The sequence below is a fragment of the Bradyrhizobium sp. SYSU BS000235 genome, from assembly GCF_049747295.1.
Lineage (GTDB): Bacteria > Pseudomonadota > Alphaproteobacteria > Rhizobiales > Xanthobacteraceae > Afipia.
On record NZ_JBMHJM010000001.1, the window covers coordinates 5,080,171 to 5,106,214 of the forward strand.

22 protein-coding genes and 1 pseudogene are annotated in these 26,044 nt (G+C 61.3%); 14 read left to right on the forward strand and 9 right to left on the reverse strand.

The window, feature by feature from the left end; translation table 11 throughout:
* Nucleotides 1-155: 155 nt before the first annotated feature.
* Genes lpxA through lpxB form a run of 3 tightly spaced genes read left to right on the forward strand, consistent with a single transcriptional unit; the run spans nt 156 to nt 3,009 of the window.
* Nucleotides 156-986, forward strand: coding sequence for an acyl-ACP--UDP-N-acetylglucosamine O-acyltransferase (gene lpxA / locus ACP0KA_RS23935; protein WP_424631198.1), 831 nt, complete (start codon nt 156-158; stop codon nt 984-986).
* Nucleotides 983-1,837 carry an LpxI family protein gene (locus ACP0KA_RS23940; protein ID WP_424631199.1) on the forward strand — a complete coding sequence of 285 codons (855 nt, stop codon included), beginning with the start codon at nt 983-985 and terminating at the stop codon, nt 1,835-1,837. Before lpxA ends, ACP0KA_RS23940 begins: the two co-directional genes overlap by 4 nt.
* The gene (gene lpxB / locus ACP0KA_RS23945; RefSeq protein ID WP_424631200.1) at nt 1,837-3,009 is read left to right on the forward strand and encodes a lipid-A-disaccharide synthase; all 1,173 of its coding nucleotides are present in this window, start codon (nt 1,837-1,839) and stop codon (nt 3,007-3,009) included. Before ACP0KA_RS23940 ends, lpxB begins: the two co-directional genes overlap by 1 nt.
* 75 nt (nt 3,010-3,084) lie before the next feature.
* On the opposite strand, the gene gltA is transcribed toward lpxB, so the two are convergent.
* Together gltA and gltX are read right to left on the reverse strand one after the other, a co-directional pair.
* Nucleotides 3,085-4,389: a citrate synthase gene (gltA, locus tag ACP0KA_RS23950; RefSeq protein ID WP_424631201.1), complete on the reverse strand. Its 1,305-nt coding sequence runs from the start codon at nt 4,387-4,389 to the stop codon at nt 3,085-3,087.
* 174 nt (nt 4,390-4,563) lie between these two features.
* The gene (gene gltX / locus ACP0KA_RS23955) at nt 4,564-5,982 is read right to left on the reverse strand and encodes a glutamate--tRNA ligase (RefSeq protein WP_424631202.1); all 1,419 of its coding nucleotides are present in this window, start codon (nt 5,980-5,982) and stop codon (nt 4,564-4,566) included.
* Nucleotides 5,983-6,177: 195 nt separating this feature from the next.
* Here gltX and ACP0KA_RS23960 point away from each other — a divergent pair, with 195 nt between their 5' ends.
* Entirely contained in the window at nt 6,178-7,854 is a 1,677-nt protein-coding gene (locus ACP0KA_RS23960; protein WP_424631203.1) for a glutamine--tRNA ligase/YqeY domain fusion protein, read from the forward strand.
* A 96-nt stretch (nt 7,855-7,950) separates the two neighbouring features.
* Complete coding sequence (locus tag ACP0KA_RS23965; RefSeq protein ID WP_424631701.1) at nt 7,951-10,224, forward strand: ComEC/Rec2 family competence protein; 2,274 nt, start codon at nt 7,951-7,953, stop codon at nt 10,222-10,224.
* Between the two features lie 148 nt (nt 10,225-10,372).
* Here ACP0KA_RS23965 and lexA read toward each other — a convergent pair whose 3' ends face one another.
* The 6 genes from lexA to ACP0KA_RS23995 form a co-directional block, all read right to left on the reverse strand.
* Complete coding sequence (gene lexA / locus ACP0KA_RS23970; RefSeq protein WP_424631204.1) at nt 10,373-11,083, reverse strand: transcriptional repressor LexA; 711 nt, start codon at nt 11,081-11,083, stop codon at nt 10,373-10,375.
* A 186-nt stretch (nt 11,084-11,269) separates the two neighbouring features.
* Complete coding sequence (glp, locus tag ACP0KA_RS23975) at nt 11,270-12,478, reverse strand: gephyrin-like molybdotransferase Glp (RefSeq protein ID WP_424631205.1); 1,209 nt, start codon at nt 12,476-12,478, stop codon at nt 11,270-11,272.
* 20 nt (nt 12,479-12,498) lie between these two features.
* A complete protein-coding gene (gene moaC, locus ACP0KA_RS23980) occupies nt 12,499-13,014 on the reverse strand; it encodes a cyclic pyranopterin monophosphate synthase MoaC (protein ID WP_424631206.1) in 516 nt (171 codons plus the stop codon).
* A gap of 2 nt (nt 13,015-13,016) precedes the next feature.
* A complete protein-coding gene (gene trpC, locus ACP0KA_RS23985) occupies nt 13,017-13,838 on the reverse strand; it encodes an indole-3-glycerol phosphate synthase TrpC (protein WP_424631207.1) in 822 nt (273 codons plus the stop codon).
* Nucleotides 13,839-13,851: 13 nt separating this feature from the next.
* Entirely contained in the window at nt 13,852-14,865 is a 1,014-nt protein-coding gene (trpD, locus tag ACP0KA_RS23990; RefSeq protein ID WP_424631208.1) for an anthranilate phosphoribosyltransferase, read from the reverse strand.
* Between the two features lie 17 nt (nt 14,866-14,882).
* Nucleotides 14,883-16,790: a SurA N-terminal domain-containing protein gene (locus ACP0KA_RS23995; RefSeq protein ID WP_424631209.1), complete on the reverse strand. Its 1,908-nt coding sequence runs from the start codon at nt 16,788-16,790 to the stop codon at nt 14,883-14,885.
* A gap of 233 nt (nt 16,791-17,023) precedes the next feature.
* Here ACP0KA_RS23995 and tpiA point away from each other — a divergent pair, with 233 nt between their 5' ends.
* From tpiA to ACP0KA_RS24020, 5 genes are all read left to right on the forward strand, one after another.
* Nucleotides 17,024-17,779 (forward strand): triose-phosphate isomerase, encoded by a 756-nt coding sequence (gene tpiA, locus ACP0KA_RS24000; RefSeq protein WP_424631210.1) that lies wholly within the window; start codon nt 17,024-17,026, stop codon nt 17,777-17,779.
* 187 nt (nt 17,780-17,966) lie between these two features.
* Nucleotides 17,967-18,329, forward strand: coding sequence for a preprotein translocase subunit SecG (gene secG / locus ACP0KA_RS24005; RefSeq protein ID WP_424631211.1), 363 nt, complete (start codon nt 17,967-17,969; stop codon nt 18,327-18,329).
* Nucleotides 18,330-18,510: 181 nt separating this feature from the next.
* On the forward strand, nt 18,511-20,142 hold the full coding sequence (locus tag ACP0KA_RS24010; protein WP_424631212.1) for a CTP synthase: 1,632 nt from the start codon (nt 18,511-18,513) through the stop codon (nt 20,140-20,142).
* A gap of 137 nt (nt 20,143-20,279) precedes the next feature.
* Complete coding sequence (locus ACP0KA_RS24015) at nt 20,280-21,119, forward strand: hypothetical protein (protein WP_424631213.1); 840 nt, start codon at nt 20,280-20,282, stop codon at nt 21,117-21,119.
* A gap of 61 nt (nt 21,120-21,180) precedes the next feature.
* On the forward strand, nt 21,181-21,993 hold the full coding sequence (locus ACP0KA_RS24020; RefSeq protein ID WP_424631214.1) for a hypothetical protein: 813 nt from the start codon (nt 21,181-21,183) through the stop codon (nt 21,991-21,993).
* A gap of 15 nt (nt 21,994-22,008) precedes the next feature.
* Here ACP0KA_RS24020 and ACP0KA_RS24025 read toward each other — a convergent pair whose 3' ends face one another.
* Nucleotides 22,009-22,344 carry a PAAR domain-containing protein gene (locus ACP0KA_RS24025; protein WP_424631215.1) on the reverse strand — a complete coding sequence of 112 codons (336 nt, stop codon included), beginning with the start codon at nt 22,342-22,344 and terminating at the stop codon, nt 22,009-22,011.
* A 294-nt stretch (nt 22,345-22,638) separates the two neighbouring features.
* Here ACP0KA_RS24025 and ACP0KA_RS24030 point away from each other — a divergent pair, with 294 nt between their 5' ends.
* The 4 genes and pseudogenes from ACP0KA_RS24030 (at nt 22,639) to ACP0KA_RS24045 (ending at nt 26,037) form a co-directional block, all read left to right on the forward strand.
* Nucleotides 22,639-22,971, forward strand: coding sequence for an NIPSNAP family protein (locus ACP0KA_RS24030; RefSeq protein ID WP_424631216.1), 333 nt, complete (start codon nt 22,639-22,641; stop codon nt 22,969-22,971).
* A 23-nt stretch (nt 22,972-22,994) separates the two neighbouring features.
* Nucleotides 22,995-23,867, forward strand: coding sequence for a VOC family protein (locus ACP0KA_RS24035; protein WP_424631702.1), 873 nt, complete (start codon nt 22,995-22,997; stop codon nt 23,865-23,867).
* Between the two features lie 100 nt (nt 23,868-23,967).
* Entirely contained in the window at nt 23,968-24,819 is an 852-nt protein-coding gene (kdsA, locus tag ACP0KA_RS24040) for a 3-deoxy-8-phosphooctulonate synthase (protein ID WP_424631217.1), read from the forward strand.
* Between the two features lie 43 nt (nt 24,820-24,862).
* A pseudogene (locus tag ACP0KA_RS24045) lies at nt 24,863-26,037 on the forward strand (MFS transporter).
* Nucleotides 26,038-26,044: the final 7 nt, after the last annotated feature.

Below are 26,044 nucleotides of genomic sequence, written 5' to 3' on the forward strand. Positions count from 1 at the left end.
TGTATCGAACGATGATGGTCAGTTGGTCATCATGCGTAACAATTCATGACCACACAGATTGCCCGCCATCGCCTAAGTGGAAGAGATAACCGAAGGCGTCATATCGATATTACGATGCGGGCTCGCCCGCATGGCAAGTGTCTGAAGAGGAGCTGATGACGAAGATTGATCCCACGGCACGGATTGAAGATGGTGCCGTGATTGGAGATGGCGTTTCAATCGGTCCTTATTGCGTTATCGGGCCGAATGTGACGATCGGCTCCGGCACCAAGTTGGTGTCGCACGTCAACGTCGCTGGTCATACGACCCTCGGGGCTGAGTGTGTCGTCCATCCGTTCGCTTCGCTGGGGGCGCCGCCGCAAGATCTGGGCTATCGGGACGAGCCAACCAAGCTTGAAATCGGCAACGCGTGCGTCATTCGTGAAAGCGTGACAATGAACGTCGGCACGGTGAAGGGCGGCGGAATTACGCGCGTCGGCAGCCGCGGTTTCTTCATGGCCTACTCACATGTCGGACACGACTGCGTGGTCGGCGACAATGCGATTTTCGCCAACAGTGCAACGTTGGGCGGCCATTGCGAGATTGGCGATTTTGTTTATTTCGGCGGATTGTCCGCGGCTCACCAGTTCGTTCGTATCGGAAGCCAGGTCATGATCGGCGGCGTTTCCGGCGTTCGCCATGATGTCATTCCATACGGTCTTGCGAATGGTCAGGTTGCTCACCTCACGGGCCTGAATGTCGTCGGCATGCGACGCCGAGGTTTTACGCATAAGCGGCTTCAGGTGGTGCGGGAATTTTATCAAAAACTCTTCCACGGCGGCGGAATTTTCGCTGAGCGACTCGAGGCTCTTCGTCCAATGGCAGATGCAGATCCGGCGATCGCGGAGATTTTGACCTTCATCGGAGGCGGCGTTAAGCGCCCGCTCTGCATGGCCCACAATAATCCCAACAAGTCCACAGAACGTTCCAACCTCAATCCGCCATGACCACGGCTTCCGCGCTTTCCGCAACTGTTGGCATTGTCGCCGGAAGCGGCGCCTTGCCGTTTTCAGTAGCGGAATTGCTGAAGGCGCGGGGAATCAAGCCGTTTGTCTTTGCGATCCGCGGTTTCTGCGATCCTGCTCAGGTCGAGCGCTTTCCCCACCACTGGGTGGCACTTGGCCAGGTCGGACGATTGACACGTCTCATGCGTACCGAAGGGTGCCGGGACATCGTGTTTATCGGCGGTCTGGTGCGGCCTGCGTTGTCGGAAATCCGCCTCGACTTCGGAACATTGCGCGCGATACCGGCGATCGCCTCAGCACTGCGCGGCGGGGATGACCATCTGCTGTCTGGCATCAGCGGCATCCTTGCACGCCACGGTTTTCGCGTCGTCGGCATTCAGGACGTCGCCCCGGAATTGCTGATGCCGGAAGGCAGCATCACGCGCCGAACACCAGATGAGGGTGAGAAGGCGGATATCGCGAAGGGACGCGATCTGATGGGCGCTTTAAGTCCGTTCGATGTCGGTCAGGCCGTCGTGGTTATCGACGGTCATGTCGTTGCGATTGAAGATATCGAGGGCACCGATGGCTTGCTCGCACGGGTCGCGCGTCTGCGCACGGAGGGACGCATACGCGCCAAGCCAGGACGAGGCGTGCTGGTCAAGATGCCGAAAATTACCCAGGATCTGCGCTTCGATCTTCCGACCCTCGGGCCGAAGACCATCGATGGGATTATCACCGCCGGACTTGCAGGCATCGGGGTCGTCGCCGGACGCACGCTTGTCGCTGAGGCCGATGTGATGACCGCAAAGGCCGATCAGGCAGATGTTTTTGTGATCGGGCTGCCTGCGTGATGCTGGATCGCACAACCGCACCACGACGCGTATTTCTGATTGCGGCCGAAGAGTCAGGCGATCGGCTTGGCGCCGGCTTGATCAAGGCCCTCCGCGCTCGGCTCGGTTCAAATGTCGAGTTTGCGGGCATCGGCGGTCATCGCATGGCCGAGCAGGGGGTGGCCTCCCTGTTTCCGACGGACGAGTTGTCGATCATCGGTTTCGCTGCGATCCCAAAGCGGTTGCCGGCGATCCTGCGCCGCATTCGCGAGGCGACGGACGCTGTGCTGAGCGCACATCCCGATGTTCTGGTGATCATCGATAGCCCCGACTTTACCCATCGCGTGGCGCGCCGTGTCCGCACCCGTGATCCATCAATTCCGATCGTCGACTATGTGTCACCCACGGTATGGGTCTGGCGGCCGCACCGCGCCAAGGCGATGCGGGCTTATGTCGACAGCCTGCTGGCGGTCCTGCCGTTCGAGCCCGAGGTTCACCGCAAGCTCAACGGACCGCCGTGCACCTACGTCGGTCATCCGCTTCTCGAGGACATTGATGTCCTCCGCCCTGATACGAATGAACTCGAGCGTCGTTCGGCATCGCCTCCGCTGCTGCTGGTGCTGCCGGGAAGCCGCCGCAGCGAGATCAAGCGCAACATGGTGGCGTTCGGCGAAACGCTGCGATTGCTCCGCTCGCAAGACATCGCATTTGAACCGGTCTTGCCGACTGTGCCGCATCTGCTCGAGAGTGTCCGTGCCGCTGCCGCGGATTGGCCCGTTCAGCCGAAGATCGTGGTCAGCGACAGTGACAAGAAGGCTGCATTCCGCTCGGCCCGCGCGGCGTTGGCGAAATCCGGTACCGTGACATTGGAGTTGGCACTCGCCGGCGTTCCGATGGTGACGGCTTATCGTGTGACGCCGATCGAAGCATTCATCGCGCGCCGCGTGATCCAGACGTCGTCGGTCATTCTTGCGAACCTGATCCTGGGCGAGAACGTCGTTCCTGAATTCCTTCAGGAGGATTTCACGCCGGAGAATCTCGCCAAGGCTTTACGAGACGTTTTGGCTGATACGCCGGCGCGTCAACGCCAGATCGATGCATTCGCTCGTCTGGAGGACATCATGTCCACTGACGGAAAGCATCCCAGTGAGCTTGCAGCAGAAGGGGTGATCGCATCCCTGCGATCTTCTTGATAGCGCAATTGGATCATCCAAAAGAAAAGGCCGGTGCGGTGCACCGGCCTTTTTTGTTTTCCAGATACAGATCGATTACTTGCGCTTGTCCGTCGGCACGTAGTCGCGGCGGGTTTCGCCCGAGTAAAGCTGGCGCGGACGGCCAATCTTCTGCTGCGGATCCTGAATCATCTCGCTCCACTGGCTGATCCAGCCGACCGTGCGGGCGACGGCGAACAGCACGGTGAACATTGAGGTCGGGAAGCCCATCGCCTTCAGGGTGATGCCCGAGTAGAAGTCGACGTTCGGATAGAGCTTGCGCTGAATGAAGTATTCGTCGTGCAGCGCGATCTTCTCGAGCTCCATGGCGACCTGGAGGAGCGGGTCGTTCCCGTGACCGGTTTCCGCCAGCACCTTGTGGCACATCTGCTGCATGATCTTCGCGCGCGGATCGTAGTTCTTGTACACGCGGTGACCGAAGCCCATGAGGCGGACGTTGCTGTTCTTGTCCTTCACCTTGGCGATGAATTCAGGAATCTTGTCGACCGTGCCGATCTCCGCGAGCATCTGCAGCGCGGCTTCGTTGGCGCCGCCGTGAGCGGGTCCCCAAAGACAGGCGATGCCGGCGGCGATACAGGCAAACGGATTTGCGCCCGAGGAGCCAGCGATACGAACCGTCGAGGTCGACGCGTTCTGTTCGTGATCGGCATGAAGGATGAAGATCTTGTCCAGGGCTTCCGCCATCACCGGATTGATCTGGTAGTCCTCGCAAGGCACCGCGAAGCACATGTTCAGGAAGTTGGCCGCAAAGCCGAGCGAGTTCTTCGGATAAACGAAGGGCTGGCCGACATTGTACTTGAAGGCCATTGCCGCAAGGGTCGGGATCTTGGCGATCATGCGCATCGACGCGATCATGCGCTGGTTCGGGTCGGAGATGTCCGTCGAGTCGTTGTAGAACGCGGCAAGCGCACCAACCGATGCGACCATCACGGCCATCGGATGCGCGTCGCGGCGGAAGCCCTGGAAGAAGCGGGCCATCTGCTCGTGGACCATCGTGTGACGGGTCACACGGTTATCAAAGTCTTCCTTCTGCGCCTTGGTCGGCAGCTCGCCGTACAGCAGCAGATAGCAGGTCTCGAGGAAGTCACCCTTCTCGGCGAGTTGTTCGATCGGATAACCGCGATAGAGCAGGACGCCTTCGTCACCGTCGATGTAGGTGATTTTCGACTCGCAGCTTCCTGTCGAGGTGAAGCCGGGATCGTATGTGAACATTCCTGTCTGGGCGTAAAGCTTGCCGATGTCGATGACATCAGGCCCAACGGTGCCGCTCAAGATCGGGAAATCGACAGTCTTTCCTTCGACCGTCAACGTTGCTTTTTTGGTGTTGGTTTTTGCATCCATCGTGAAGTCCCCGATGAGAGTGTTGGCAGGGCCTGCACCTACGCACCATATGGCGACGCAGGCGCTTTATTCCAGAATTGACGCCCGAATGGGTAGCTTATTGCCGTGTGCGCTGCAAGATCGCCTGTACCCCACCAAAGTTCGGGCAGCCCTGCATCGTGCGTTTATTGCCCTTTAAGCTTGGTCTTGTAGGCGATTCAGACAGGTCTCCCGGCCAAGGACACCGAGAACGTCAAAAATACCCGGAGAAGTGGTGCGTCCTGTCAAAGCCACACGTAGCGGCTGGGCGACAGCACCGAGTTTGAGGCCGTTTTGTTCCGCGAATTCGCGCATGGCGGCCTCGGTGGTCGTGGCATTCCACGGATCGACTGTTTCAAGCGCTGTACGGAGCTTCACGATCAGTTGACGCGTTTCAGGTGTCAGCACTGCAGCAGCCTTTGGCTCGAGCTCCAGCGGGCGATCGGCAAAGATGAACTTTGCGCTGTCGATGAGTTCGATCAGCGTCTTGGCGCGCTCCTTGAGACCCGGCATGGCCTGGAGCAATTGGGCTCGGGTTTGGTCATTTAGCTTGGCCTGGATCGCCTCGCCTCCGGGCAGAAACTTCAGCACATCCTCGAAGCTTGCCAGCAGCGCCTTGTCGTCGGCATGCCGGATGTAATGACCGTTCAGGTTCTCCAGCTTCGCAAAATCGAAACGCGCGGCGGAACGACCGATGGCAGGCAGGTCGAAGGCCTCGATCATTTCCTGCGTCGAGAAGATTTCCTGATCGCCATGGCTCCAGCCGAGCCGAACGAGATAGTTGCGCAGCGCCTCGGGCAGATATCCCATCGCACGGTAGGCGTCGACGCCGAGGGCGCCGTGGCGCTTGGACAGCTTCGATCCGTCGGGACCATGGATCAGCGGGATGTGGGACATCACCGGGACCTCCCATCCGAGCGCGTCGTAGATGTGCTTCTGGCGCGCGGCGTTGATGAGGTGGTCGTCCCCGCGGATGATATGCGTCACGCCCATGTCATGGTCGTCGACCACGACTGCGAGCATATAGGTCGGGGTTCCGTCCGAGCGCAGCAGTACGAGGTCGTCGAAATTCTCGTTCTGCCAGACCACGCGGCCCTGGACCTGATCGTCGATGACGGTTTCCCCGGTCTGAGGGGCCTTGAGGCGGATCACCGGTTTGACATCGGCGGGAGCCTCGGAGGAGGGGCGGTCGCGCCAGCGTCCGTCGTAGCGCATCGCGCGTCCCTCGGCCTTCGCCGCGGCGCGCATCTCTTCAAGCTCCTGCTGACTGGCGTAGCAGTAATAGGCGTTGCCCGCGGCGAGCAGTTGTTCGGCGATTTCGCGGTGCCGCGCGACGCGGGCGAACTGATAGATCGTCTCACCGTCCCAATCGATGCCGAGCCACTTCAGGCCGTCGAGAATGGCGCCGATGGCGGCTTCGGTGGAGCGCTCGCGGTCGGTGTCCTCGATCCGGAGCAGCATCTTCCCACCCCGACCATGCGCATAGAGCCAGTTGAACAGGGCCGTTCTGGCGCCTCCGATATGCAGGAATCCGGTCGGGGAGGGCGCGAAGCGGGTGACAACGGGTTGGGTCATGGACTGGTCAATCGGCCTTTCAGGAGAGCTTTTGCGCGCGTGTATCACAACGGCAGAAATCCGCCACGAGAATGGTGGCCTATACAGACATGGGCCGAGCCGGCCGTGCCGGAACCGGCGGCCGAAGGTACCGGTAGCCGGTACTTGGCGTAGCCCCCCAGATTTGGCACATAGAGCCAACTCGAAAGGTAAACAATGACTGACGAATCGGTGCTCGACGAAGGCCGCGATTTCATCCGCGACATCGTCGCTGCGGACTTGGCTTCCGGCAAACATAGCGGTGTGGTGACGCGCTTTCCGCCGGAGCCGAACGGCTATCTGCATCTCGGCCACGCCAAGTCGATCTTTCTGAACTTCGGCCTCGCGCAGGAGTTCGGCGGACGCTGCCATTTGCGGTTCGACGACACCAACCCGGCCAAGGAAGAGCAGGAGTATATCGACGCGATCGAACGCGACGTGCGTTGGCTGGGCTTCGACTGGGGGACGAACCTCTTCTACGCGTCCGACTATTTCGAGCAGCTTTATGCCTGGGCGCAGGACCTGATCCGCTCCGGCAAGGCCTATGTGGACGACCAGTCCCAGGCAGAAATCCGGCTGACCCGCGGCACGCTGACCGAGCCCGGCCAGAACAGCCCGTTCCGCGACCGCTCGGTGGAGGAAAATCTCGACCTGTTCGCGCGGATGCGCGCCGGCGAGTTTCCAAACGGCACACGCGTGCTGCGCGCCAAGATCGATATGACGTCGGGCAACATCAACATGCGAGACCCGGTGCTGTATCGCATTCTGCACGCGCATCACCCGCGGACGGGGCGGGAGTGGAATATCTATCCGAGCTACGATTTCGCCCACGGCCAGTCGGATGCCATCGAGAACATCACGCACTCGATCTGCACGCTGGAGTTCGCGGATCACCGGCCGCTCTACGACTGGTTCCTGGACAATCTCCCGGTCCCGTCCCATCCGCGGCAGTATGAGTTCGCGCGTCTCAACGTCACTCATACGCTGCTGTCGAAGCGTGTCCTGACCCAGCTGGTCCGCGACGGGCATGTCTCGGCGTGGGACGATCCGCGTATGCCGACACTGGCAGGCCTGCGCCGCCGTGGCGTGCCCGCCGAGGCTTTGCGCGAATTCGTCAAGCGCATCGGTGTGGCCAAGGCCAACAGCACCGTCGACATCGGCATGTTCGACTTTGCCATCCGCGAGACCCTCAACAGGACAGCACAGCGCCGCATGGCGGTGCTGAAGCCGTTGAAGGTGGTGATCGAGAACTATCCGGAAGGTCCGTCGGAATTGCTTGAGGCCGTCAATCATCCTGACGATCCATCATTGGGCGTGCGCCAGATTCCTTTCGGACGCGAGCTCTACATCGAGCGCGACGACTTCATGGAAGATCCGCCGAAGAAGTTCTTCCGTCTCGCACCGGGGCGCGAAGTGCGGCTGCGCTATGCGTACTTCATCACCTGCAAGGAGGTGATCAAGGACGCGAATGGCGAGGTCGTCGAGCTGCGCTGTACCTACGATCCTGCCACGCGGGGCGGCAACGCGCCGGACGGGCGCAAGGTGAAGGCGACGATCCACTGGGTCAGCGCGACAGAGGGCGTGCCCGCGGAGGTGCGGCTCTACAGTCTGCTGTTCTCAGCGCCGCAGCCGGACGCCGCGAATTTTGCCGAGCAGATCAATCCGGAGTCGCTGGAAGTTCTCACCGGATCCGTGGTCGAACCGGCGCTCGCAGGCGACAATGACCCTGCCGCGATGCAGTTCGAACGGCAGGGCTATTTCTGCCGTGACCGCGACTCCACGCCGGGCAAGCTCGTGTTCAACCGCACAGTGGGCTTGCGCGATACCTGGGCCAAGGTTGCTTCTGAAGGATAAACGGATTCCGCATCCGTTCACGGTTCGCTTCGCCACATCCTCGGGTAGCATTCTTCTCCAGGACTACTCTTCGGGTAGGGTGGCGTGGTGTCCAGGTTGGCTCAGGATGAGCGGCACGCGCAGGGCCGGGTAACCACCTGGCCCACGCACAATCCAGTATTGCCCGTCTCGGCTGGTCCTTCCGGCCTCAGTCTTTGGAGCCATGTCGGATCGGCGCTCAGCACCTGGGTTCGCGCTGAGACTGGGCCGGGCCGCGTGTTGCCCTGGGTGCCGATCGCATTCGGCGCAGGGATCGCGGCCTATTTCGCCGCAGAGCGCGAGCCGGTGCCGTCGGTTACCGCAGCTGTGGCGATCGCGCTCTGCGGAGCGGCTTATCTCGCGCGCAAGCATCGTGCCTTTGCAGTGATGGTTCTCGCCGCAGCGGTCGCTGCCGGCTTTGCCACCGCCACGCTTCGGACAGCGCGCGTCGCGCACGAGGTGCTCGCGGCTCCCGCATTCTCCGTGGCCATCAAGGGATTTGTCGAAACCCGCGAGGAGCGCGAACGCACGGATCGGTTCATCCTGCGCGTGGAAGCGATAGAGGCGCCGCGCAATCCAACCAGGCTTGAGCGTGTGCGATTGTCCGTCAAGAAAGGCACGGCGCCTGCGGTCGGCAGCTTCGTCGAACTGAAGGCGCGGCTGTTGCCGCCATTGTCGCCGTTGCGGCCAGGCGCTTACGATTTCGGACGCGACATGTATTTTCAGGGGATCGGCGCGTCGGGCTTTGTGATGGGCGCGATCAAGACGGTCGAGCCGCCGCGCGCGGGCGGGGCGTATCTGCGCTACGCGACCGCGATGCAGAACATGCGTGACGCGATCGATGGCCGGATACGGACCGTGCTGAGCGGTGACTCGCGTGCCATCGCGACAGCGCTGCTGACGGGGCGGCGTGATGCGATCTCTGGGCCGGTGAATGACGCGATGTTTATTTCCGGCCTCGGGCACGTGCTGTCGATTTCCGGCTATCACATGGCCGTTGTCGCCGGCGTCGTGTTCTTCGCCGTGCGTGCGCTGCTTGCGCTGTTTCCGTCACTGACCGTCACATTTCCAATCAAGAAATGGTCTGCGGCTGCGGCACTCGCCGCCGCGGCCTTTTATCTGCTCTTGTCGGGGGCTGAAGTTGCCACACGACGATCGTTTTTCATGACCGCGGTGGTGTTGATCGCCATCATGGTCGATCGCCGCGCGGTGACGTTCCGGACCCTTGCCGTCGCCGCGATGATTGTGCTGGTGGCGTCGCCGGAAGCGCTTGTCCATCCTAGTTTTCAGATGTCGTTTGCCGCCACACTCGGGCTTGTTGCGCTGGTGCAGGTCGGCATGCCCAACCTGTTTGCTTCGCCGGACAATTCACGCGTCGCGCGGGCTGCCTTGTGGGGCGGGCGCGAACTAATCGTGCTGATGCTAGCGTCGCTGATCGCGGGGCTTGCGACGATGCCTTACGCGGCATTCCATTTTCATCGCATCACACCCTACGGCGTGCTCGCCAATCTCGCGGCGATGCCGGTGGTCTCGGCACTGGTGATGCCAGCCGGATTGCTCGGATTGATCGCCATGCCATTTGGATTTGATGGCATGTTCTGGCGGATGATGGACTTCGGCATCGGCTGGATGATCACGGTATCGCAGTGGGTGGCAGCGCTTCCGGGCGCCATCGGCCATATGGCGGCATTTGGGACCGGCCCGTTACTGGCCATGAGCGCCGGCATCATCGCCATGGGATTGCTGCGCTCGCCGTTGCGCTGGACGGGGGCGGGACTTGTGGTGATCGCCGCTGTATGCGCCGTGGCGGCACCGCAGCCGGATATCCTTGTCTCGAGTGACGGCCACAGTGTGGGCGTTCGCGGCAAAGACGGGCAGCTTCGCTTGATGCAAACCCGCAAGGACGCCTTTCTCGTGCGGGAATGGCTGACCGCGGATGCCGATGCACGGACCGCAGGTGAAGCTTCGACAGCGGATGGCGTGTCGTGTGACGACGCCGGTTGCGTTGTTCAGGCCGGCGATGGCGCCTTTGTTGCGCTGAGTAGATCACCAGGAGCTTTTGCAGACGACTGTGGGCGCGCCGCCGTCATCGTGACCACACGGCAGCCGCCATCGGACTGCAAGGCATTGGTGCTCGAGCGGAACGTCCTGCAACGGCAAGGAACGCTTGCGCTCTACAAAACGCAAAACGGCTACAGCATCACCGCATCCAAACCGCGCGGCACGGATCGCCCGTGGTCGCCTGCTGTGCCCGAGGCGGAGCTGGATGCTCAACCCTCAAGGGCAACCTCAGGTCGACCTGCGCCCGTCGATGCCACGCCGGCAGAGACCGATCTGCAGCCGGATGACTGACCCCGGCTCACAGTATTTCCGTTAAAGCCGCCTTCGGCGAACGCGCGCCGCGGCAGTCTTCCGGTCGGCTGCGCCAGGGTGTCACGCGATCGTCGGGAAGACCGCTCATGGCGGTCATTCCGGGCGCGCGTGGACCCGGAAACCCAGCTTAGTACTTCCGGTACAGCCCGATCAGCTTGCCCTGGATGCGGACGCGGTTCGGCGGCAGGATGCGGACCTCGTAGGCGGCGTTCGCCGGCTCCAGTGCGATCGAGGCGCCGCGACGCCGGAACCGCTTGAGCGTGGCTTCTTCCTCATCAATGAGCGCCACGACGATGTCGCCGGTGTCTGCGCTTTCGTTGCGCTGGATGAGCACGGTGTCACCGTCGAGAATGCCTGCTTCCACCATGGAGTCGCCGCGGACTTCCAGAGCATAGTGCTCGCCGGAGCCAAGCATGTCCGGCGGGACGCTGATGGTGTGGCTGCGGGTCTGCAGAGCTTCAATCGGCGTACCGGCTGCGATCCGGCCCATGACGGGCACGGCCACCGGGAAGCTGGTGTCGTCCTCAGTGGTCGACGGTGTGCTGGTGCGGATCTTCCCGAGGTTGCCCTCGATGACGCTGGGGGTGAAGCCGCGACGCGCGTTGCCGCCGCCGTTGGCGCCCAGCTCAGGCAGCTTGATGACTTCGATGGCGCGGGCGCGGTTGGCGAGGCGCCGGATGAAGCCGCGCTCTTCCAGCGCCGTAATCAGGCGGTGGATGCCGGACTTGGAACGCAGATCCAGCGCATCCTTCATTTCGTCGAAGGAGGGAGGAACCCCGGCCTCTTTCAGCCGCTCATTGATGAACCGCAAAAGCTCATACTGTTTGCGCGTCAGCATCTAAATGCTCCCCAAATATCCCGGTGATCGGAGTGGCTCGTTGTTCTTTATTTCAAGCGAGTCACTCGAAACAAATCATGAACGAACACTATATGTTCCATATGTGTTCTGCAATCGTTAATTTTAGGTCAACAGACTAAAGAACCCATCCGGCACGGAGCCAGAATCTGTCGGGCGCTTTGCAGATCAGCCGGGAAGCCTGAGCACGGTGCAGGGCGATCCCTTCGCTGCAGGAGCAGCAAACGGAGGCCTGATGATCAGTGCATTGGCCGACGACAGATTGGCGACGAGCGAGCTGTCCTGATGGCCGACTGCGACCGCGGTGGACATACCGGAGCTGTCTGTCGTGAGTCGGGCGCGAAGGTAGTCTTGCCGTTTGTCGTTGGCAGCCAGCTCGTGACCCAGCGTCGCCGTCTCGAAGTGATGATCGACCATCGCGCGGCCGGAGAGGGCACGGATGAGCGGCACCAGGAATAGATACGCGCAGATGTAGGACGAGACCGGATTGCCCGGCAGTCCTAACACGCGCATCGCGCCGAGCCGGCCGTGCATCATCGGTTTGCCAGGGCGCAAGGCGATTTGCCAGAAGGCCATGTCGGTGCCCTCGAGCTCAAGGGCGCGCTTGACGACGTCGTGATCGCCAACGGACGCACCACCTGTGGTGATCAGGACATCGACACCCTGATCCCGCGCACGGCTGATGCCTGCCGTGGTCGATTCGAGTGTGTCGTGCGCGACGCCCAGATCAATCGCCTCGGCACCTTCGCTGCGAACGAGCGCACGCAAAGCGAAGCCGTTCGAGTAGACGATCTGTCCCGGAGCAAGGGTTTCACCCGGCATCACCAGTTCGTCGCCGGTGGCCAGGATCGCCACTTTTGGACGGCGCCGCACCGGAAGCTTTGGATGATTCATACTGGCAGCCAGCGACAGATCGCGATCCGTAAGCCGTGCACCGCCTTTCAGCAGCATGTCGCCTTCGCGGAAATCGATGCCGGCCTTGCGGATATTCTTGCCCAGTTCGATCGCTTCGTTGATCGTGACGAGGTCGCCATCGCGGGCGGTGTCTTCCTGGATGACGACGGCATCGGCGCCATCCGGTACAACGCCACCCGTGAAGATGCGCGCGGCTTCGCCTGCGGCGAGCGCTCCTTCGAGCGGCCGCCCGGCGGCGACCTCGCCAATGACCTTGAGACGAGCGCCGAGCACGGCGTCGGCGGCGCGCACGGCGTAGCCGTCCATCGCCGACATCGCGGCCGGTGGCTGTGTCCGCAGGGACGGCAGGTCGCGCGCCAGCGTGCGGTGGTGAGCCTCTTCAAGTGGCACGAGTTCTTCTGGAAGTGCGTCGGCGCCCTTGAGAACGGCTGCATACGCATCGGCGACCGGCATCAGTGCCATTATGAAATCCTCACGTCCGGCTAGTGCGGTGACACCAGGTAATGGCCGGACTTTCCGCCCTTTTTCTCCACGAGGTGGATGCCTTCGATTCGGATCCCTCGCTCGACCGCTTTGACCATATCGTAGATCGTCAGGCATGCGACGGAAACGGCGGTCAGTGCTTCCATTTCGACACCGGTCGGGCCTTTGACCTTCACTGTGGCGCGAACGTGACAGCCCGGCAATTTGGCGTCGGGCTCGATATCGAGCACGACTTTGGACAGCGCGAGCGGATGGCACAGCGGAATGAGTTCGGAGGTGCGTTTCGCAGCCATGATGCCGGCGACGCGGGCGGTGCCGAGCACATCGCCCTTGGCCGCGTTGCCCTTGACGATCAGGTCAAGGGTTTTGCGAGTCATGATGACGCGGCCTTCGGCGACGGCAACGCGCTCGGTGTCCGGCTTCGCCGAAACATCGACCATGCGCGCTTCGCCTTTGGCGTCGATATGGGTGAGGCCAGAGCTCTTCTTAGACGCTTTGTTTGACGCCTTGGCCACGTTCAGCGGGTCCCGGTTGCGCGTTGGGCGGTGTCGCGCGCGAGCAATGTCTGCGTCGCCGCGGTGACATCGGTCTGACGCATCAGGCTTTCACCGACGAGGAACGTCGACATGCCGACCTTCGCGAGCCGTGACAGATCTTCCGGTGTGAAGATGCCGCTTTCGCCGACCATGATCCGCTCTTTCGGGATCATCGGAGCGAGTTGCTCGCTGGTGGCAAGCGTGGTCTCGAAGGTCCGGAGATTCCGGTTGTTGACGCCGAGCAGCGGCGACCGGAGCTTCAGCGCGCGGTCGAGTTCTTCCCTGTTGTGAACCTCGAGCAGCACATCCATGCCGTGAGCGAACGCTGCATCCTCGATATCCTTCGCGGCCGCATCGTCAAGAGCCGCCAGGATGATGAGAATGCAATCCGCGCCATAGGCGCGGGCTTCCGCCACCTGATAGGTGTCGTACATGAAGTCCTTGCGCAGCACAGGCAAGGACACAGCGGCACGTGCGGCCACCATGAAATCGAGATGCCCCTGAAACGATGGCGTATCGGTCAACACGGACAAGCACGTTGCACCACCGGCTTCGTACGCCTTGGCCAGCACCGGAGGATCGAAGTCGGGACGGATCAAGCCCTTCGATGGAGACGCTTTCTTGATCTCGGCGATCAGCGCGTACTCGCCCTGTGTGTGCTTCTTGCGGATGGCATTGACGAAACCGCGTGGCGGAGGCGCCGCCTTCGCACGGGCTTCGACCTCTGCGAGTGGATGCGCGCGTTTTGCAGCTGCGATTTCCTCGCGTTTGTAGGCTTCGATCTTTGTCAGGATATCGGACAAGGGGAGTTGCTCCTCAAGCATTCGAGACAGCGATGAGGCGCTTCAGCTTGTCAGCCGCCGCGCCGCTGTCGAGAGACTTTGCACCAATTGCAACGCCTTCCTTGAGGTCCTTCGCCTTTCCGGCAACCACAAGGGCGGCGGCGGCATTGATTAGAGCGACATTGCGGTAAGCGCTGGGCTTGCCTTCGAGAACACCGAGAAGTGACTTCGCGTTGGCGTCCGCATCGCCGCCTTTGAGCTCCGCGCTGGTGGCGCGCGGCAGGCCTGCATCTTCGGGCGAAACTTCGAACGAGCGGATGTTGCCGTTCTCAAGCGCCGCAACGAAGGTGGGACCGGTGAGGGTGATCTCGTCGAGTCCGTCCGAGCCGTGGACGACCCACACGGATTCCGCGCCGAGGTTCTTCAGCACTTGCGCCAGCGGTTGTACCCAGTGCTTTGAAAACACGCCGACCATCTGCCGCTTGACGCCGGCAGGATTGGAGAGTGGTCCGAGCAGATTGAAAATCGTGCGCGTGGCCAGCTCGGTACGGGTCGGGTTGACGTTCTTCATCGCTGGGTGGTGCGTCAGAGCGAACATGAAGCCGATGCCGGCTTCTCGGATGCAGCGCCCGACTTCATCAGGCGTGATGTCGATCTTGACGCCGAGAGACATCAACACATCCGCCGCACCGGATTTGGACGACAGGGCGCGATTGCCGTGCTTGGCGACGGGCACGCCGGTGCCGGCGAGGACGAACGATGCACAGGTCGAAACATTGACGGATCCGGAGCCATCGCCTCCGGTCCCGACGATGTCGACCGCATCGCCAGGGGCCTTTACCGGAAGCATCTTGGCCCGCATGGCCGAAACCGCGCCGGTGATTTCGTCGACCGTCTCACCGCGGACACGCAAGGCCATCAGCAGGCCGCCCATCTGGGAGGGCGTCGCCTCGCCGGACATCATGCAGTCAAAAGCTATCGCCGCTTCGTCACGAGACAATACCGCGCCAGTGGCGACCTTTCCGATAATGGCTTTGAAGTCGTTCATGTGACTTTCACTTGAAGCTATTGCGCGGATGCTGCGCCGGTGGCTACGGCGAATGCGTTCTGATTGATCGTCGTGCCAACTTCCGATTCAAGGTGGGTCACAAACTGCGTGATCTGCTCCTCGCTCAGGGCGCGCTGAAGCGTCTCTTTCAGTTTCTTCACGTCATCCGACGCCATGTCGACGGTGGGGGTGATTACGTCGGTGACCCTGAACACGATCCAGTCGCTGCTGTTGGCGCCTTCGGTCTGGCCAACGCCATCCTTCGGGGTCTGGAAAGCTGCGGCGATCAGGCGTTCCGGCACACCCTTGATTTCGGCGTCGCGCTTGAAGGCGGCCGCCGTTTCAACCTTCACGCCCAGCGCAGCGGCTTCGGCATCAAGCTTGGCGCCCTTGTTGAGCTTCTCGATCATCTCGGTTGCCTTGGCGCGGAGACGCTTTGAAACTTCTTCGGCGTGCCAGCGCTTCTCGACCTGATCCTTGACTTCTTCGAGCGAGCGATCCCGCGATGGGGTGACACCCAACACATCGAACCAAAGCTCGCCGCCGTTGAACTGCACCGGATCGTTTTCGACACCGACATTGCTTGCGAAAGCCGGGGAGATGACGTCGACGCCTTGCGGCAGGCCAGTGACGGGCTTGCCGTCCAGGCCGCGGCCGGAGCGATCGACGGCTTCGATCGTGATCGCCTTCAGTCCCAGCTTTTGCGCGGCTTCGGCAATGTTGGCACCGCCACCGCGTTCGTCTTCGATCTTGTTATGCAGATCCTGAAGCTGCGCTCGGGCGCGCTCCATCGCGATCTCGCGCTTGATGACATCCGCAAGGCTTTCAAAGCTCGGGTTTGCGCCGGGCTCGACCTTGGTGACTTTCAGCAACGCGGTCACCAGCGCACCTTTCACCGGGTCGCTCACGGTATCGGGCGCCAGCGAAAACGCAGCATTGGCGATGGCAGGATCGCCCATCGCAGCCTTGGTGACGGTGCCGAGATCGATATCCGAGGGCGTCAGCTTGCGTTCTTTCGCGATGTCCTCGAACGATGTGCCGGCCGCGATCTTCTCGCGGGCAGCCTTGGCTTCTTCCATGTTCGGGAACGCGATCTGGTAGACCTGACGGCGCTCCGGCGTGGCGTAGCGCTCGCGCTGTTGCTCGAAGACCTTCTTGGCGTCCTCGTCGGACACCGTGATCGATTTCGCGAGTTCGTCAGGGGTCAGCATGAGTACGGCGAGCTTGCGATATTCCGGGGCGTGGAACAGCGCCTTGCGGTCCTCGAAATAGGCAGCCAGTGCCTCAGGCGAGGGGGGATCGATCGTTCCGGCTTGGGCCTCGGTCAGGTTGACGTACTCGACTGAACGCTGCTCGTTCTGGAAGCGGATCAAGGCTTCGAGCTGGGTCTTTGAGGGCTCAGCGCCGCTTGCCACCGTACCGGTCAACTGCCGGCGCAGGGATACGCGCCGCTGCTCTGCGATATAGCGCTGTTCGTTGTAGCCGAACTGCCGGATCAATGCATTGAAACGGTCTGGATCGAACTTGCCATCGAGGCCCTTGAAATTCGGATCCGCGGAAATGGCGCGGACAACCTCCGCATCGGATTGTCCCAATCCCATGCGGCGCGCGCCTTCGTCCAGCGCTGCTTCAGCGATCACCTGCTGCAGCACCTGACGGTCCAGGCCGAATTGGCGGGCCTGCTCTGAGGTGATCGGCCGGCCGAACTGGCGGCCGATCTGCTGCAGCTTGTCGGTGTAGAGATTACGGAATTGCTCCGTGGTGATTTCGGTGTTGCCGATCTTGGCGAGGCTCGATTGTCCGAACCCCTTGAAGATATCGGCGATACCCCAGATTCCGAAACTGACGATCAGGATGCCGAACATGACAGACATAATCGTCTTGCCGAGCCAGTTCGATGAGGCTTTGCGCATTCCTCGGAGCATGGGGCCAACTTGCTTGATGTTTCAGGGAGAGGAGCGGTTCGCCAACATCACTGAAGGGCGTTACCGCATTGTTCTGCCAACGTATAAAACGGTGACTGTTCCCTAGCAACCTTGCTGACGGCGACGGTTCAGCGCGGTTAACAGTCGGCAATGTGGAAACCGTCTTTGGAACTGGTGTCGCGCCGCCCCCTCTGGTAGGTCGCAAAAGACGTTAATTGCGAGTGAGATCAATCATGACCGACAAGCGCCGCCCGCTGATTGCTGGGAACTGGAAGATGAACGGGCTGAAAGCCTCCCTGAACGAACTGGTGGCGATTGGTCAGGGGATGGGTGACATCTGGCAGAAGGCCGATCTGCTGATCTGCCCGCCTGCGACTCTGGTGTTCAGTGCCGCGGCGGCTGCGATCGGCTCAAAAGTTGCGATCGGAGGGCAGGATTGCCACCCCAAAGCATCGGGCGCCCATACCGGAGATATTTCCGCCGAGATGCTGGCAGATGCCGGGGCGACCGCCGTGATCGTTGGGCACTCGGAGCGACGGACCGACCACCACGAAAGCGATGAATTGGTGCGGCTCAAGGCGCAAGCAACCTGGCGCGCCGGGCTTATGGCCATCGTCTGCGTCGGTGAGACGCGGGAGGAGCGGGATGCCGGCCGAGCCCTTGATGTGATCGGGACCCAGGTCGCCGGCTCGCTGCCGGATGGTGTGACCGCGTCCAATACCGTTGTGGCCTATGAACCGGTCTGGGCGATCGGCACCGGACTGACCCCGACAACCAAAGATGTCGAGGAAGTTCATGGGTTTATCCGGGGCAAGTTGCGGGAACGCTTTAGCGGTGATGGCGACAAGATCCGCATCCTCTACGGCGGTTCGGTGAAGCCCTCGAATGCGGCGGAACTGATGGCAGTCGCCAATGTGGACGGCGCCCTGGTCGGCGGTGCCAGCCTCAAGGCTGCGGACTTCCTTGCGATCGCGGCCGGGTGCCCTTAAATCCCTGATAACGCTAGCGTCCCGAATCCCGGGAAAATCGGGCGAACTTCTGAACCATCGGACTGGACGCGGTTCGTCAGGGGTGACAATCACCCCCGCAATCGTGTACAGACCGCGCAACTTCAACCCCCGCAGGCCTCAATGCGTCCGGCTGCCCGGCGCCGATGGCTTGTGACGGAAGGTCACGATGCAAACCGTCATTATCGTCATCCATCTCATGATTGTTGCCACCCTGATCGGAGTGGTGCTGCTTCAGCGATCCGAAGGCGGGGGGCTTGGCATTGGCGGTGGCGGCGGCTTCATGTCGAGCCGCGGCACGACCAATCTGCTCACACGGACGACGGCGATTCTGGCTGCCGGCTTCTTCGCAACGAGCCTCTTCCTGTCGTGGTGGGCAAGCTATGAGCGCAAGCCCGTCTCGATCATCAACACCACCAGCCCGGCGCCGATCTCTCAGCCAGGGACGCCGCCGGCGCCATCTGGCGGACTTTTGGATTCTCTGAAGAAGCCGGAAGCGCCTGCTGCACCGCAGGCCCCACAGTCCAAATAACACCTATGCGGAATAAAGATTTGCAGATATGCGCGGAATGCTTATCTGCAAATCTCAAGGTGTTCTCCCAACTCATTGACTGACTTCGATTTTTGAAGTCACCCACAGCGTCACGAGATGTCGGCGTGCGCTTGGCGTTTAGTTTTGCGAATCGGTCCGGCGGCGTTAAAGGTTGATTCCCATGGCGCGGTATATTTTCATCACCGGCGGCGTGGTCTCCTCGCTCGGCAAAGGTTTGGCATCAGCTGCACTCGGTGCATTGCTGCAGTCGCGAGGCTACAAAGTCCGTCTTCGTAAGCTTGATCCTTACCTCAACCTCGATCCGGGGACGATGTCGCCGTATCAGCACGGCGAAGTGTTCGTCACCGACGACGGTGCCGAGACCGATCTCGATCTCGGGCATTACGAGCGGTTCACCGGCCATCCGGCGACGAAGGCCGACAACATTACGACCGGCCGAATCTATCAGGACATTCTCACCAAGGAGCGGCGGGGCGATTACCTCGGTGCGACCATCCAGGTCATTCCTCATGTGACAAATGCCATTAAGGACTTCATCCTCAATGGCAACGACGGCTACGACTTCGTGCTGTGCGAAATCGGCGGCACGGTCGGCGACATCGAAGGCCTGCCGTTCTTCGAGGCCATCCGCCAGATCAAGAACGACCTGCCGCGCGGCGACGTGATCTATATCCATCTCACGCTGCTGCCCTACATCCCGAGCGCAGGCGAACTGAAGACCAAACCGACGCAGCATTCGGTCAAGGAACTGCGTTCGATCGGCATCCAGCCGGACATTCTGCTCTGCCGTACCGACCGCGAGATTCCGAAGGAAGAGCGCCGCAAGCTGGCGCTGTTCTGCAACGTGCGCGAAAGCGCGGTGATCGAGGCGCGGGACGTCGACAACATCTACGCGGTCCCTGAGGGGTATCACGCCGCCGGCCTGGACGACGAGGTGCTGGCCGCATTCGGCATCAAGCCGAAGACGCCGCCGGCTCTGGACAGCTGGCACGTCATCAACGAGCGGGTCCGCAATCCCGAAGGCCAGGTGACCATTGCCATTGTCGGCAAGTACACCGGCATGAAGGACGCCTACAAATCGCTGATCGAGGCACTGTCCCACGGCGGCATCGCCAACAAGGTGAAGGTCAATCTCGACTGGATCGAGTCGGAGGTTTTCGAAAACGAAGACCCGGCGCCGTTCCTCGAGCACGTCAACGGCATCCTCGTGCCGGGCGGGTTTGGTCAGCGCGGGGCCGAAGGCAAAATCAGGGCAGCGCAGTTCGCACGCGAGCGCGACGTGCCGTATTTCGGGATCTGCTTCGGCATGCAGATGGCGGTCATCGAAGCCGCACGTAATCTTGCAGGCATCGCCGATGCGAATTCCACCGAGTTCGGGCCGACCAAGGAGCCTTTGGTTGGACTGATGACGGAATGGCTGCGCGGCAACGAACTTGAAAAGCGCAGCAGAGCCGGTGACCTCGGCGGCACCATGCGGCTTGGCGCCTATCCGGCGACCCTCAAGAAGGGGAGCCGGGTGTCGAAGGTCTATGGCGATGCGCTGGAAATTTCAGAGCGCCACCGTCATCGCTATGAAGTCAACACGGCCTATAAGGACCGGCTCGAGCAGCATGGCCTGCGGTTCTCGGGGATGTCGCCGGACGGCGTGTTGCCGGAGATCGTCGAGTACGAGGATCATCCGTGGTTCATCGGCGTGCAGTATCATCCCGAGTTGAAGTCGCGTCCGTTCGAGCCGCATCCGCTGTTTGCGTCGTTCGTGCAGGCTGCGATGGTGCAAAGCCGCCTGGTATAGTGTTGCGATAACGGACGTTCTTTTTATTTCTGCCATCAGTTTGGTGGATAATTGTGCTTTCAAGGTCTTTCTTGAGAAGGCGCTTTCTTGCGTCGGTATGTGCTGTTGCATCGGGTATTATTTTCCAGAGCGCATTGATGGCGAATGCCGAACAGCCGGCTCCTCAACAAACAGCTGCGGTGACTTTCCCATGGAAGAGTTCGCCGGACGATGAAATCAGGGCAAACCTGGCCATCGGCAGTTTGCGCGATTCTCTTCTGATGTGGCTCAAGACCGAGCGCGGAGTTCACGCGGAAACGCTTCTGGTCTCGATCGGCGCGCTTGCGGGCTATTCAGCGCAAAGCGCGGTGTGGGCGCGGGTTGCCAAGCGCGATGTTCCTATGCCCAACGCCGCGGCCGCAGCGCCTGAAGCCCTGAGTGAGTATTTGCGCAGCAACGGACTGCTCGTCATCGCGACGACGAAGTCCGGTGAGAACCTTTATTTTGGCGATCTCATCAACGGCTATCTGGTGCCGCAGGCGGTGAGTAGATATCCCGACACCTTATGGGGAAGGGTCGCTGCGGGTGCGGTGGCGAATGGCCTGCCGCAAAGTGACCTGCCGGATATCCATCCCATGTTCAGGCATGTTTCTGAAACGGTAGGGACACCGGAATTCGGCATCCCGACAGTCGGCAAGGAGCATCAGCCACACATCGCGGCCCGCGAGTTGCTCAACATGTTTTGGCCCCGTGCGAGATTTATTTTCACGCGGACCGACGGGCCGGGACCCGCCAACGGCCACAGCGTTCCGCCCGAGTATTGGCCGGTGATTTGCGAGGAAGTTGCCGATCAACTTTTGCGGCAGACCAAAGATACACTCGATCCACGTATTGGTCTGAAGCTGGTGATGGAATCGGCCATTGCGATGTCGAAGGTCGATCCCAAATCAGTTCCAAAAGAGCTTCCCGAAAAAGACAAATCTCAGGATCATCGGTAGTTCAGGGTAGGGTTGATCGCCGGGTCGCATGCTGCCGGAGATCGTCGAATACGGGTCAGTTATGAATCGCGACAGCAGATTTGAAGCGGACGCACCGCTCCGGCCCTGGGGCCAGCCGCCCGCTGAGCAATCGCCTCAGGAGCCTCGCGAGGTACCGCCCAATGCACCTGGCCGGCGTAGCCTCTTCAACCGCAGTTCTCTGGTTTCCCTTCTTTTCGCGATTGCGATCATCGGCCTTTATGGCGGTCGCGCTTATCAGGATCTCTCGGCACCGCAGGCGTGGGCCTATTGGAAGGACCTGTATTTCTCCCACTCCCTGACGACGTCAGTTGTGACGATTGATGCTCTGGGACCATCCAACCGCGCGCTGGCGGTGAAGGGGGAAATCGGAGCGGCATCTGCCAGCGTGTTTCGCACCGAACTGGACGAGGCCAAGCTCGTCGCGGGCGACACCGTGATCCTCTCGTCACCGGGCGGCCGGGTTGATCAGGCGCTCATCATGGGTGAGATCATTCGCTCGCGGGGGCTGAGAACGCTGGTCGGCTCGGTGAGCTCCGACGGACGCCTCAAACCCGCTTATTGTGCCAGCGCCTGTGTCCTGACCTATGCAGGCGGAACGGCCCGCGCCCTCGTGCCGGGCTCTCGATTAGGCGTGCACCAGTTCACCGCGGAAGTGTCGAAAGAGGATGCTCGCAATTGGGACGGCGTCGCCTATGCGCAGAAGACGTCGGGCATGATCCTCGAATACATGACCCGGATGGGCGTCTCACCATCCATCCTGCAACAGATGTCCGCGAGCAAAGACATTCGCTGGCTCAGTGAAAAAGACGCAGCCGATCTGAACCTTGTCACCAAGCGCTTGGGGTCTGGTTGAGCTGATCTGGCCCCATTATCGCGGACATCCCGAGGTTTGGTCACCGCTACGGGCGGCTGGCTTGCCGTTGATGAACACGTTGCCGCCACCGCCGACCACCACACCACCGCAACTGGTCTTGCCGTTTGTGACGGCTGCGGGTTTGCCATTGATGAAAACGTTCTTCGAGCCTTCCACAACCACATTGCCGCCGGTGGTGGTGTCGCCCTGACGCGCGGCGGGTTTTCCTCCGATCGATACGCTCTCGCTGCCCCTGTTGACCACGCCTGGCGTGCCGGGGCGTTCCTGGGCTGAGGCGGGAAACGACGACGTGGCAATCAGGGCGAGAACGAGACCAGACAAGATTCGCATGGGTGACCTTCAGCGCAGGAACCTGTTGATGCGGACGCTTGATCAGCCTGCGGCTCGGCCACTATACCCTAGTGTGGCGGTTCAGAAGTCCGCATCACTTGTGCAGCGAGTCTGGAATGCGGACTTCTGAACCAAGGCCACACTAGATCAATAATTTGCTAGTGTCCCGATTCCGAAGTTCGCAAACGAAGACGCCTCGCAATGATGCGAACTTCGGAATCGGGACACTAGATACGCGAAACTGGCATACGCGGTCACTGCCAAGGACTGCGGACAAGAAAATCAGGGGGATCGATGAGCAAGGTCTACGAAATGCGGGTGTATCGCTGTGTCCCGGGGCGGCTGCCCGATCTGCTCAAGCGCTTCGAGACGTATACGCTCACTATCTGGAAGAAGCACAACATTCGCCCGGCGGGCTTTTTCACCACCCTGGTCGGCGAGTCGAACCAGGAATTGACCTATTTTCTGGAATGGGACTCGATGGCCGAGCGCGAGCAGAAGTGGAACGCCTTCCAGGCCGATCCGGAGTGGATCGCGGCCCGTGCGGAGACGGAAAAGGACGGCCAGATCGTCGGCAACATCACCAGCCAGCTTCTGGCGCCGACGGCATTCTCGTCGGTGAAGTGAAGGGCGCCCTGGCGCGTTGAATGATGCCTCGTGGTCTTGATCATATCGTCCACGCCGTTCGCGATCTTGATGCCGCGGCGGAGTTCTATCGTCGCGCAGGCTTCAAGGTCGGGGCGCGCAACAAGCATCCCTGGGGCACGCACAATCACGTCATCCAGTTTCCCGGATTCTTCATCGAAATTCTGACCGTCGCTGAACCGGAGAAACTCATCGGCGAGGGATTGCCGAAGATCTTCGGCGTCGCCAATCGCGATGCGATCGCGCGCGGCGACGGCTTTTCGATGCTCCTGCTGGAAAGCGTGGACTCTGAGGCAGATGTCGCGGATTTTTCGCGCCTTGGAATAGGAGCTTCGCCTTCGCTGCCGTTCTCGCGCGAGGCCACGCAGCCGGATGGCAGTAAGGTGACTGTCGGTTTCTCTTTGGCTTTCGCGCGCGATGCGCTGTCACCGCACACCGGCTTTGCGACCTGCCAGCAGCAAAATCCCTCGGCCTTCTGGAAGCCCGATTACCAGCAGCATCCCAACGGCGCGAGCGGTGTTCTTGGCGCGGTGATGGTCGCGGACAATCCGACCGACCATCATATCTTCCTCAACGGTTTCACCGGTGTGCGCGAACTTCGTTCAAGCTCGATGGGCGTCACCGCGCCAACGCCGCGTGGCGATGTCGAGATTATCGAGGCGATTGCATTCCGGGATCAGTTTGGCATCAAGCCGAAGGTGGACGGAGAAGGTGCGTCGCTCAAAGGCTTGCGGCTATTGGTTCCATCGCTCGATGAGGTCGAGCAGCACCTGCGCAAGAACGGGATTGCATGTCATCGCCACATCGGGCGCCTGATCGTACCTCCAGAGGTCGGCTTCGGCGCAACCCTGATATTCGAGCCTTCAACCAATACTTGATCCCGCAACGCCAGACCGGCATGGTCATTGGCATCTATAGGACGATGTTCGTCGGAATCCCGACGTCGTCCGTGTAACTGCTTCAGATAAAGGATAAGCCTTGAACGCTAAGCTCTCTGCGGCGCCGGTGGTGTCTGCCGGTTCAGTGAAATTTGGCAACGCGCTGCCGCTGGCGGTGATTGCCGGACCATGCCAGTTGGAAAGCCGCGCGCACGCGCTTGAAACAGCGTCAGCCCTGAAGGAGATCGCCGCGCGGCTCAAGATCGGGCTCGTCTATAAGACGTCCTTCGACAAGGCCAATCGCACCAGCGCGTCCGGCGCGCGGGGGCTCGGGCTCGACAAGGCGCTTCCCATTTTCGCCGAGATTCGCTCTACGCTCGGAATGCCCGTGCTGACTGACGTCCACGAAATCGAACAATGCGCGCAAGTGGCGGACGTGGTCGATATCCTGCAGATCCCAGCGTTCTTGTGCCGTCAGACGGACCTTCTGCTGGCTGCAGCGGCGACCGGCAAGATCGTGAATGTGAAGAAGGGCCAGTTTCTTGCGCCGTGGGATATGGCCAATGTCGTGGGCAAGGTCACCGGCGGCGGCAATCCCAATGTGCTGGTGACCGAGCGCGGGGCCTCGTTCGGCTACAACACACTGGTGTCGGACATGCGGGCGCTGCCGATCCTGGCGCGCACGACCGGTGCGCCGGTGATTTTCGATGCGACACATTCGGTGCAGCAGCCCGGCGGCAAGGGGACCTCATCCGGCGGCGAGCGTGAGTTCGTGCCGGTGCTGGCGCGGGCTGCCGTCGCCGTCGGCGTGGCCGGCGTCTTCATCGAGACCCATCCCGATCCGGACAATGCCCCATCCGACGGCCCCAACATGGTGCCGCTCAAGGACTTCGAGGCGCTGGTCAAGAATTTGATGGCGTTCGATGTGCTCGCCAAGGGCGAGACGCGCTGATGATCCCATCGGGAGCGGCATTTGAGGAGCGATCAGCCTCCTGATGCTCCCGATCCTCAATGTGATCGCTGCAACGACATTCGCAGCCGCGCTGTCGTCGCGTTCGATGGAGCCGGTTCTGCCGCTGGTCGCAGACGATCTCGGCGTGACGATCGCAACGGCTGCAAGTCTCTCGGCGGCCGTCGCTCTGACATTTGCGATTGTGCAGCCGATCCTGGGCGCCGCGGCCGATATGTTCGGCAAGGCGCGGTTGATGATTGTGTGTCTCGCGACACTTGGGGCAGCCAACATCATCGGGGCACTCGCGACGTCCTTCGAGATGCTGTTCCTGTCGCGCGTGCTGTGCGGCATCGCGGCCGGCGGGACGTTTCCAATTGCGATGGGGCTGACGAGCGATCTCGTCCCGACCTCGCACCGGCAGATTGCGCTCAGCCGTGTGCTGGCCGGCGCGATGACCGGCAATCTGCTCGGCTCCTCGGCTGCCGGCGTCATCGGCGATTTTCTCGGCTGGCGCGGGGTTCTGACGGTCCTGGGCCTGTTGGTGATCGCTGCCTCGATCGCCGTCTGGGTAGGATTTCGCCGTGGCGGCGTCTCCATCCGAGGCAGGGCGTGGACTTCAGCACGCTGAAGCACGGCTATCGCACGATCCTGAAAAATCCCAACGCGCGTGTCTGTTTCTCGGCAGTGTTCGTCGAGGGATTTTGCGTCCTGGGCCTGTTTCCGTTCGTTGCGGCGTTTCTGTTCGAGCTCGGCGAAACGCGGTCGTCGATTCCCGGTGTGGTGATTGCGGCGTTTGCCGTGGGTGGTCTGCTCTACACCATGAGCGTATCGCGTTTGCTGCCGCGCGTCGGCACCAAAGGCCTGATGGTCGGCGGCTCCGTCGTGGTCGGATCGCAGATCGTGGCGATCGCGTTCGGTCCCCGCTGGGAAGTGCAGGCGCTGTGCTTCCTGATCATGGGCTGGGGATTTTATTGCCTGCACGGCTCGCTGCAGGTGTTTTCAAGCGACCTGGCTCCCGAGGCACGCGCATCGGCGCTGTCGCTGCACGCGTTTTGTTTCTTCATGGGGCAAGCGGTCGGTCCGATCATTTACGGCTTCGCGTTGTCCCACGCCGGCAAGTTGCCGACGTTGATCGTGAGCGCGGCGATGATCATGGTGCTTGGGTCTGTCGCCGCACGCCTGCTCAATCGAAAGCCGATGAAGCTCGCCGGGACGTGAGGTGAGC

Excerpts from the sequence above, each read along its gene's own strand:
- lpxA (WP_424631198.1), top strand. The coding sequence starts at position 156 with ATGACGAAGATTGATCCCACGGCACGGATTGAAGATGGTGCCGTGATT.
- ACP0KA_RS23940 (WP_424631199.1), top strand. The coding sequence starts at position 983 with ATGACCACGGCTTCCGCGCTTTCCGCAACTGTTGGCATTGTCGCCGGA.
- lpxB (WP_424631200.1), top strand. The coding sequence starts at position 1,837 with ATGCTGGATCGCACAACCGCACCACGACGCGTATTTCTGATTGCGGCC.
- gltA (WP_424631201.1), bottom strand. The coding sequence starts at position 4,389 with ATGGATGCAAAAACCAACACCAAAAAAGCAACGTTGACGGTCGAAGGA.
- gltX (WP_424631202.1), bottom strand. The coding sequence starts at position 5,982 with ATGACCCAACCCGTTGTCACCCGCTTCGCGCCCTCCCCGACCGGATTC.
- ACP0KA_RS23960 (WP_424631203.1), top strand. The coding sequence starts at position 6,178 with ATGACTGACGAATCGGTGCTCGACGAAGGCCGCGATTTCATCCGCGAC.
- lexA (WP_424631204.1), bottom strand. The coding sequence starts at position 11,083 with ATGCTGACGCGCAAACAGTATGAGCTTTTGCGGTTCATCAATGAGCGG.
- glp (WP_424631205.1), bottom strand. The coding sequence starts at position 12,478 with ATGGCACTGATGCCGGTCGCCGATGCGTATGCAGCCGTTCTCAAGGGC.
- trpD (WP_424631208.1), bottom strand. The coding sequence starts at position 14,865 with ATGAACGACTTCAAAGCCATTATCGGAAAGGTCGCCACTGGCGCGGTA.
- ACP0KA_RS23995 (WP_424631209.1), bottom strand. The coding sequence starts at position 16,790 with ATGCTCCGAGGAATGCGCAAAGCCTCATCGAACTGGCTCGGCAAGACG.
- tpiA (WP_424631210.1), top strand. The coding sequence starts at position 17,024 with ATGACCGACAAGCGCCGCCCGCTGATTGCTGGGAACTGGAAGATGAAC.
- secG (WP_424631211.1), top strand. The coding sequence starts at position 17,967 with ATGCAAACCGTCATTATCGTCATCCATCTCATGATTGTTGCCACCCTG.
- ACP0KA_RS24010 (WP_424631212.1), top strand. The coding sequence starts at position 18,511 with ATGGCGCGGTATATTTTCATCACCGGCGGCGTGGTCTCCTCGCTCGGC.
- ACP0KA_RS24015 (WP_424631213.1), top strand. The coding sequence starts at position 20,280 with ATGGCGAATGCCGAACAGCCGGCTCCTCAACAAACAGCTGCGGTGACT.
- ACP0KA_RS24020 (WP_424631214.1), top strand. The coding sequence starts at position 21,181 with ATGAATCGCGACAGCAGATTTGAAGCGGACGCACCGCTCCGGCCCTGG.
- ACP0KA_RS24025 (WP_424631215.1), bottom strand. The coding sequence starts at position 22,344 with ATGCGAATCTTGTCTGGTCTCGTTCTCGCCCTGATTGCCACGTCGTCG.
- ACP0KA_RS24030 (WP_424631216.1), top strand. The coding sequence starts at position 22,639 with ATGAGCAAGGTCTACGAAATGCGGGTGTATCGCTGTGTCCCGGGGCGG.
- ACP0KA_RS24035 (WP_424631702.1), top strand. The coding sequence starts at position 22,995 with ATGCCTCGTGGTCTTGATCATATCGTCCACGCCGTTCGCGATCTTGAT.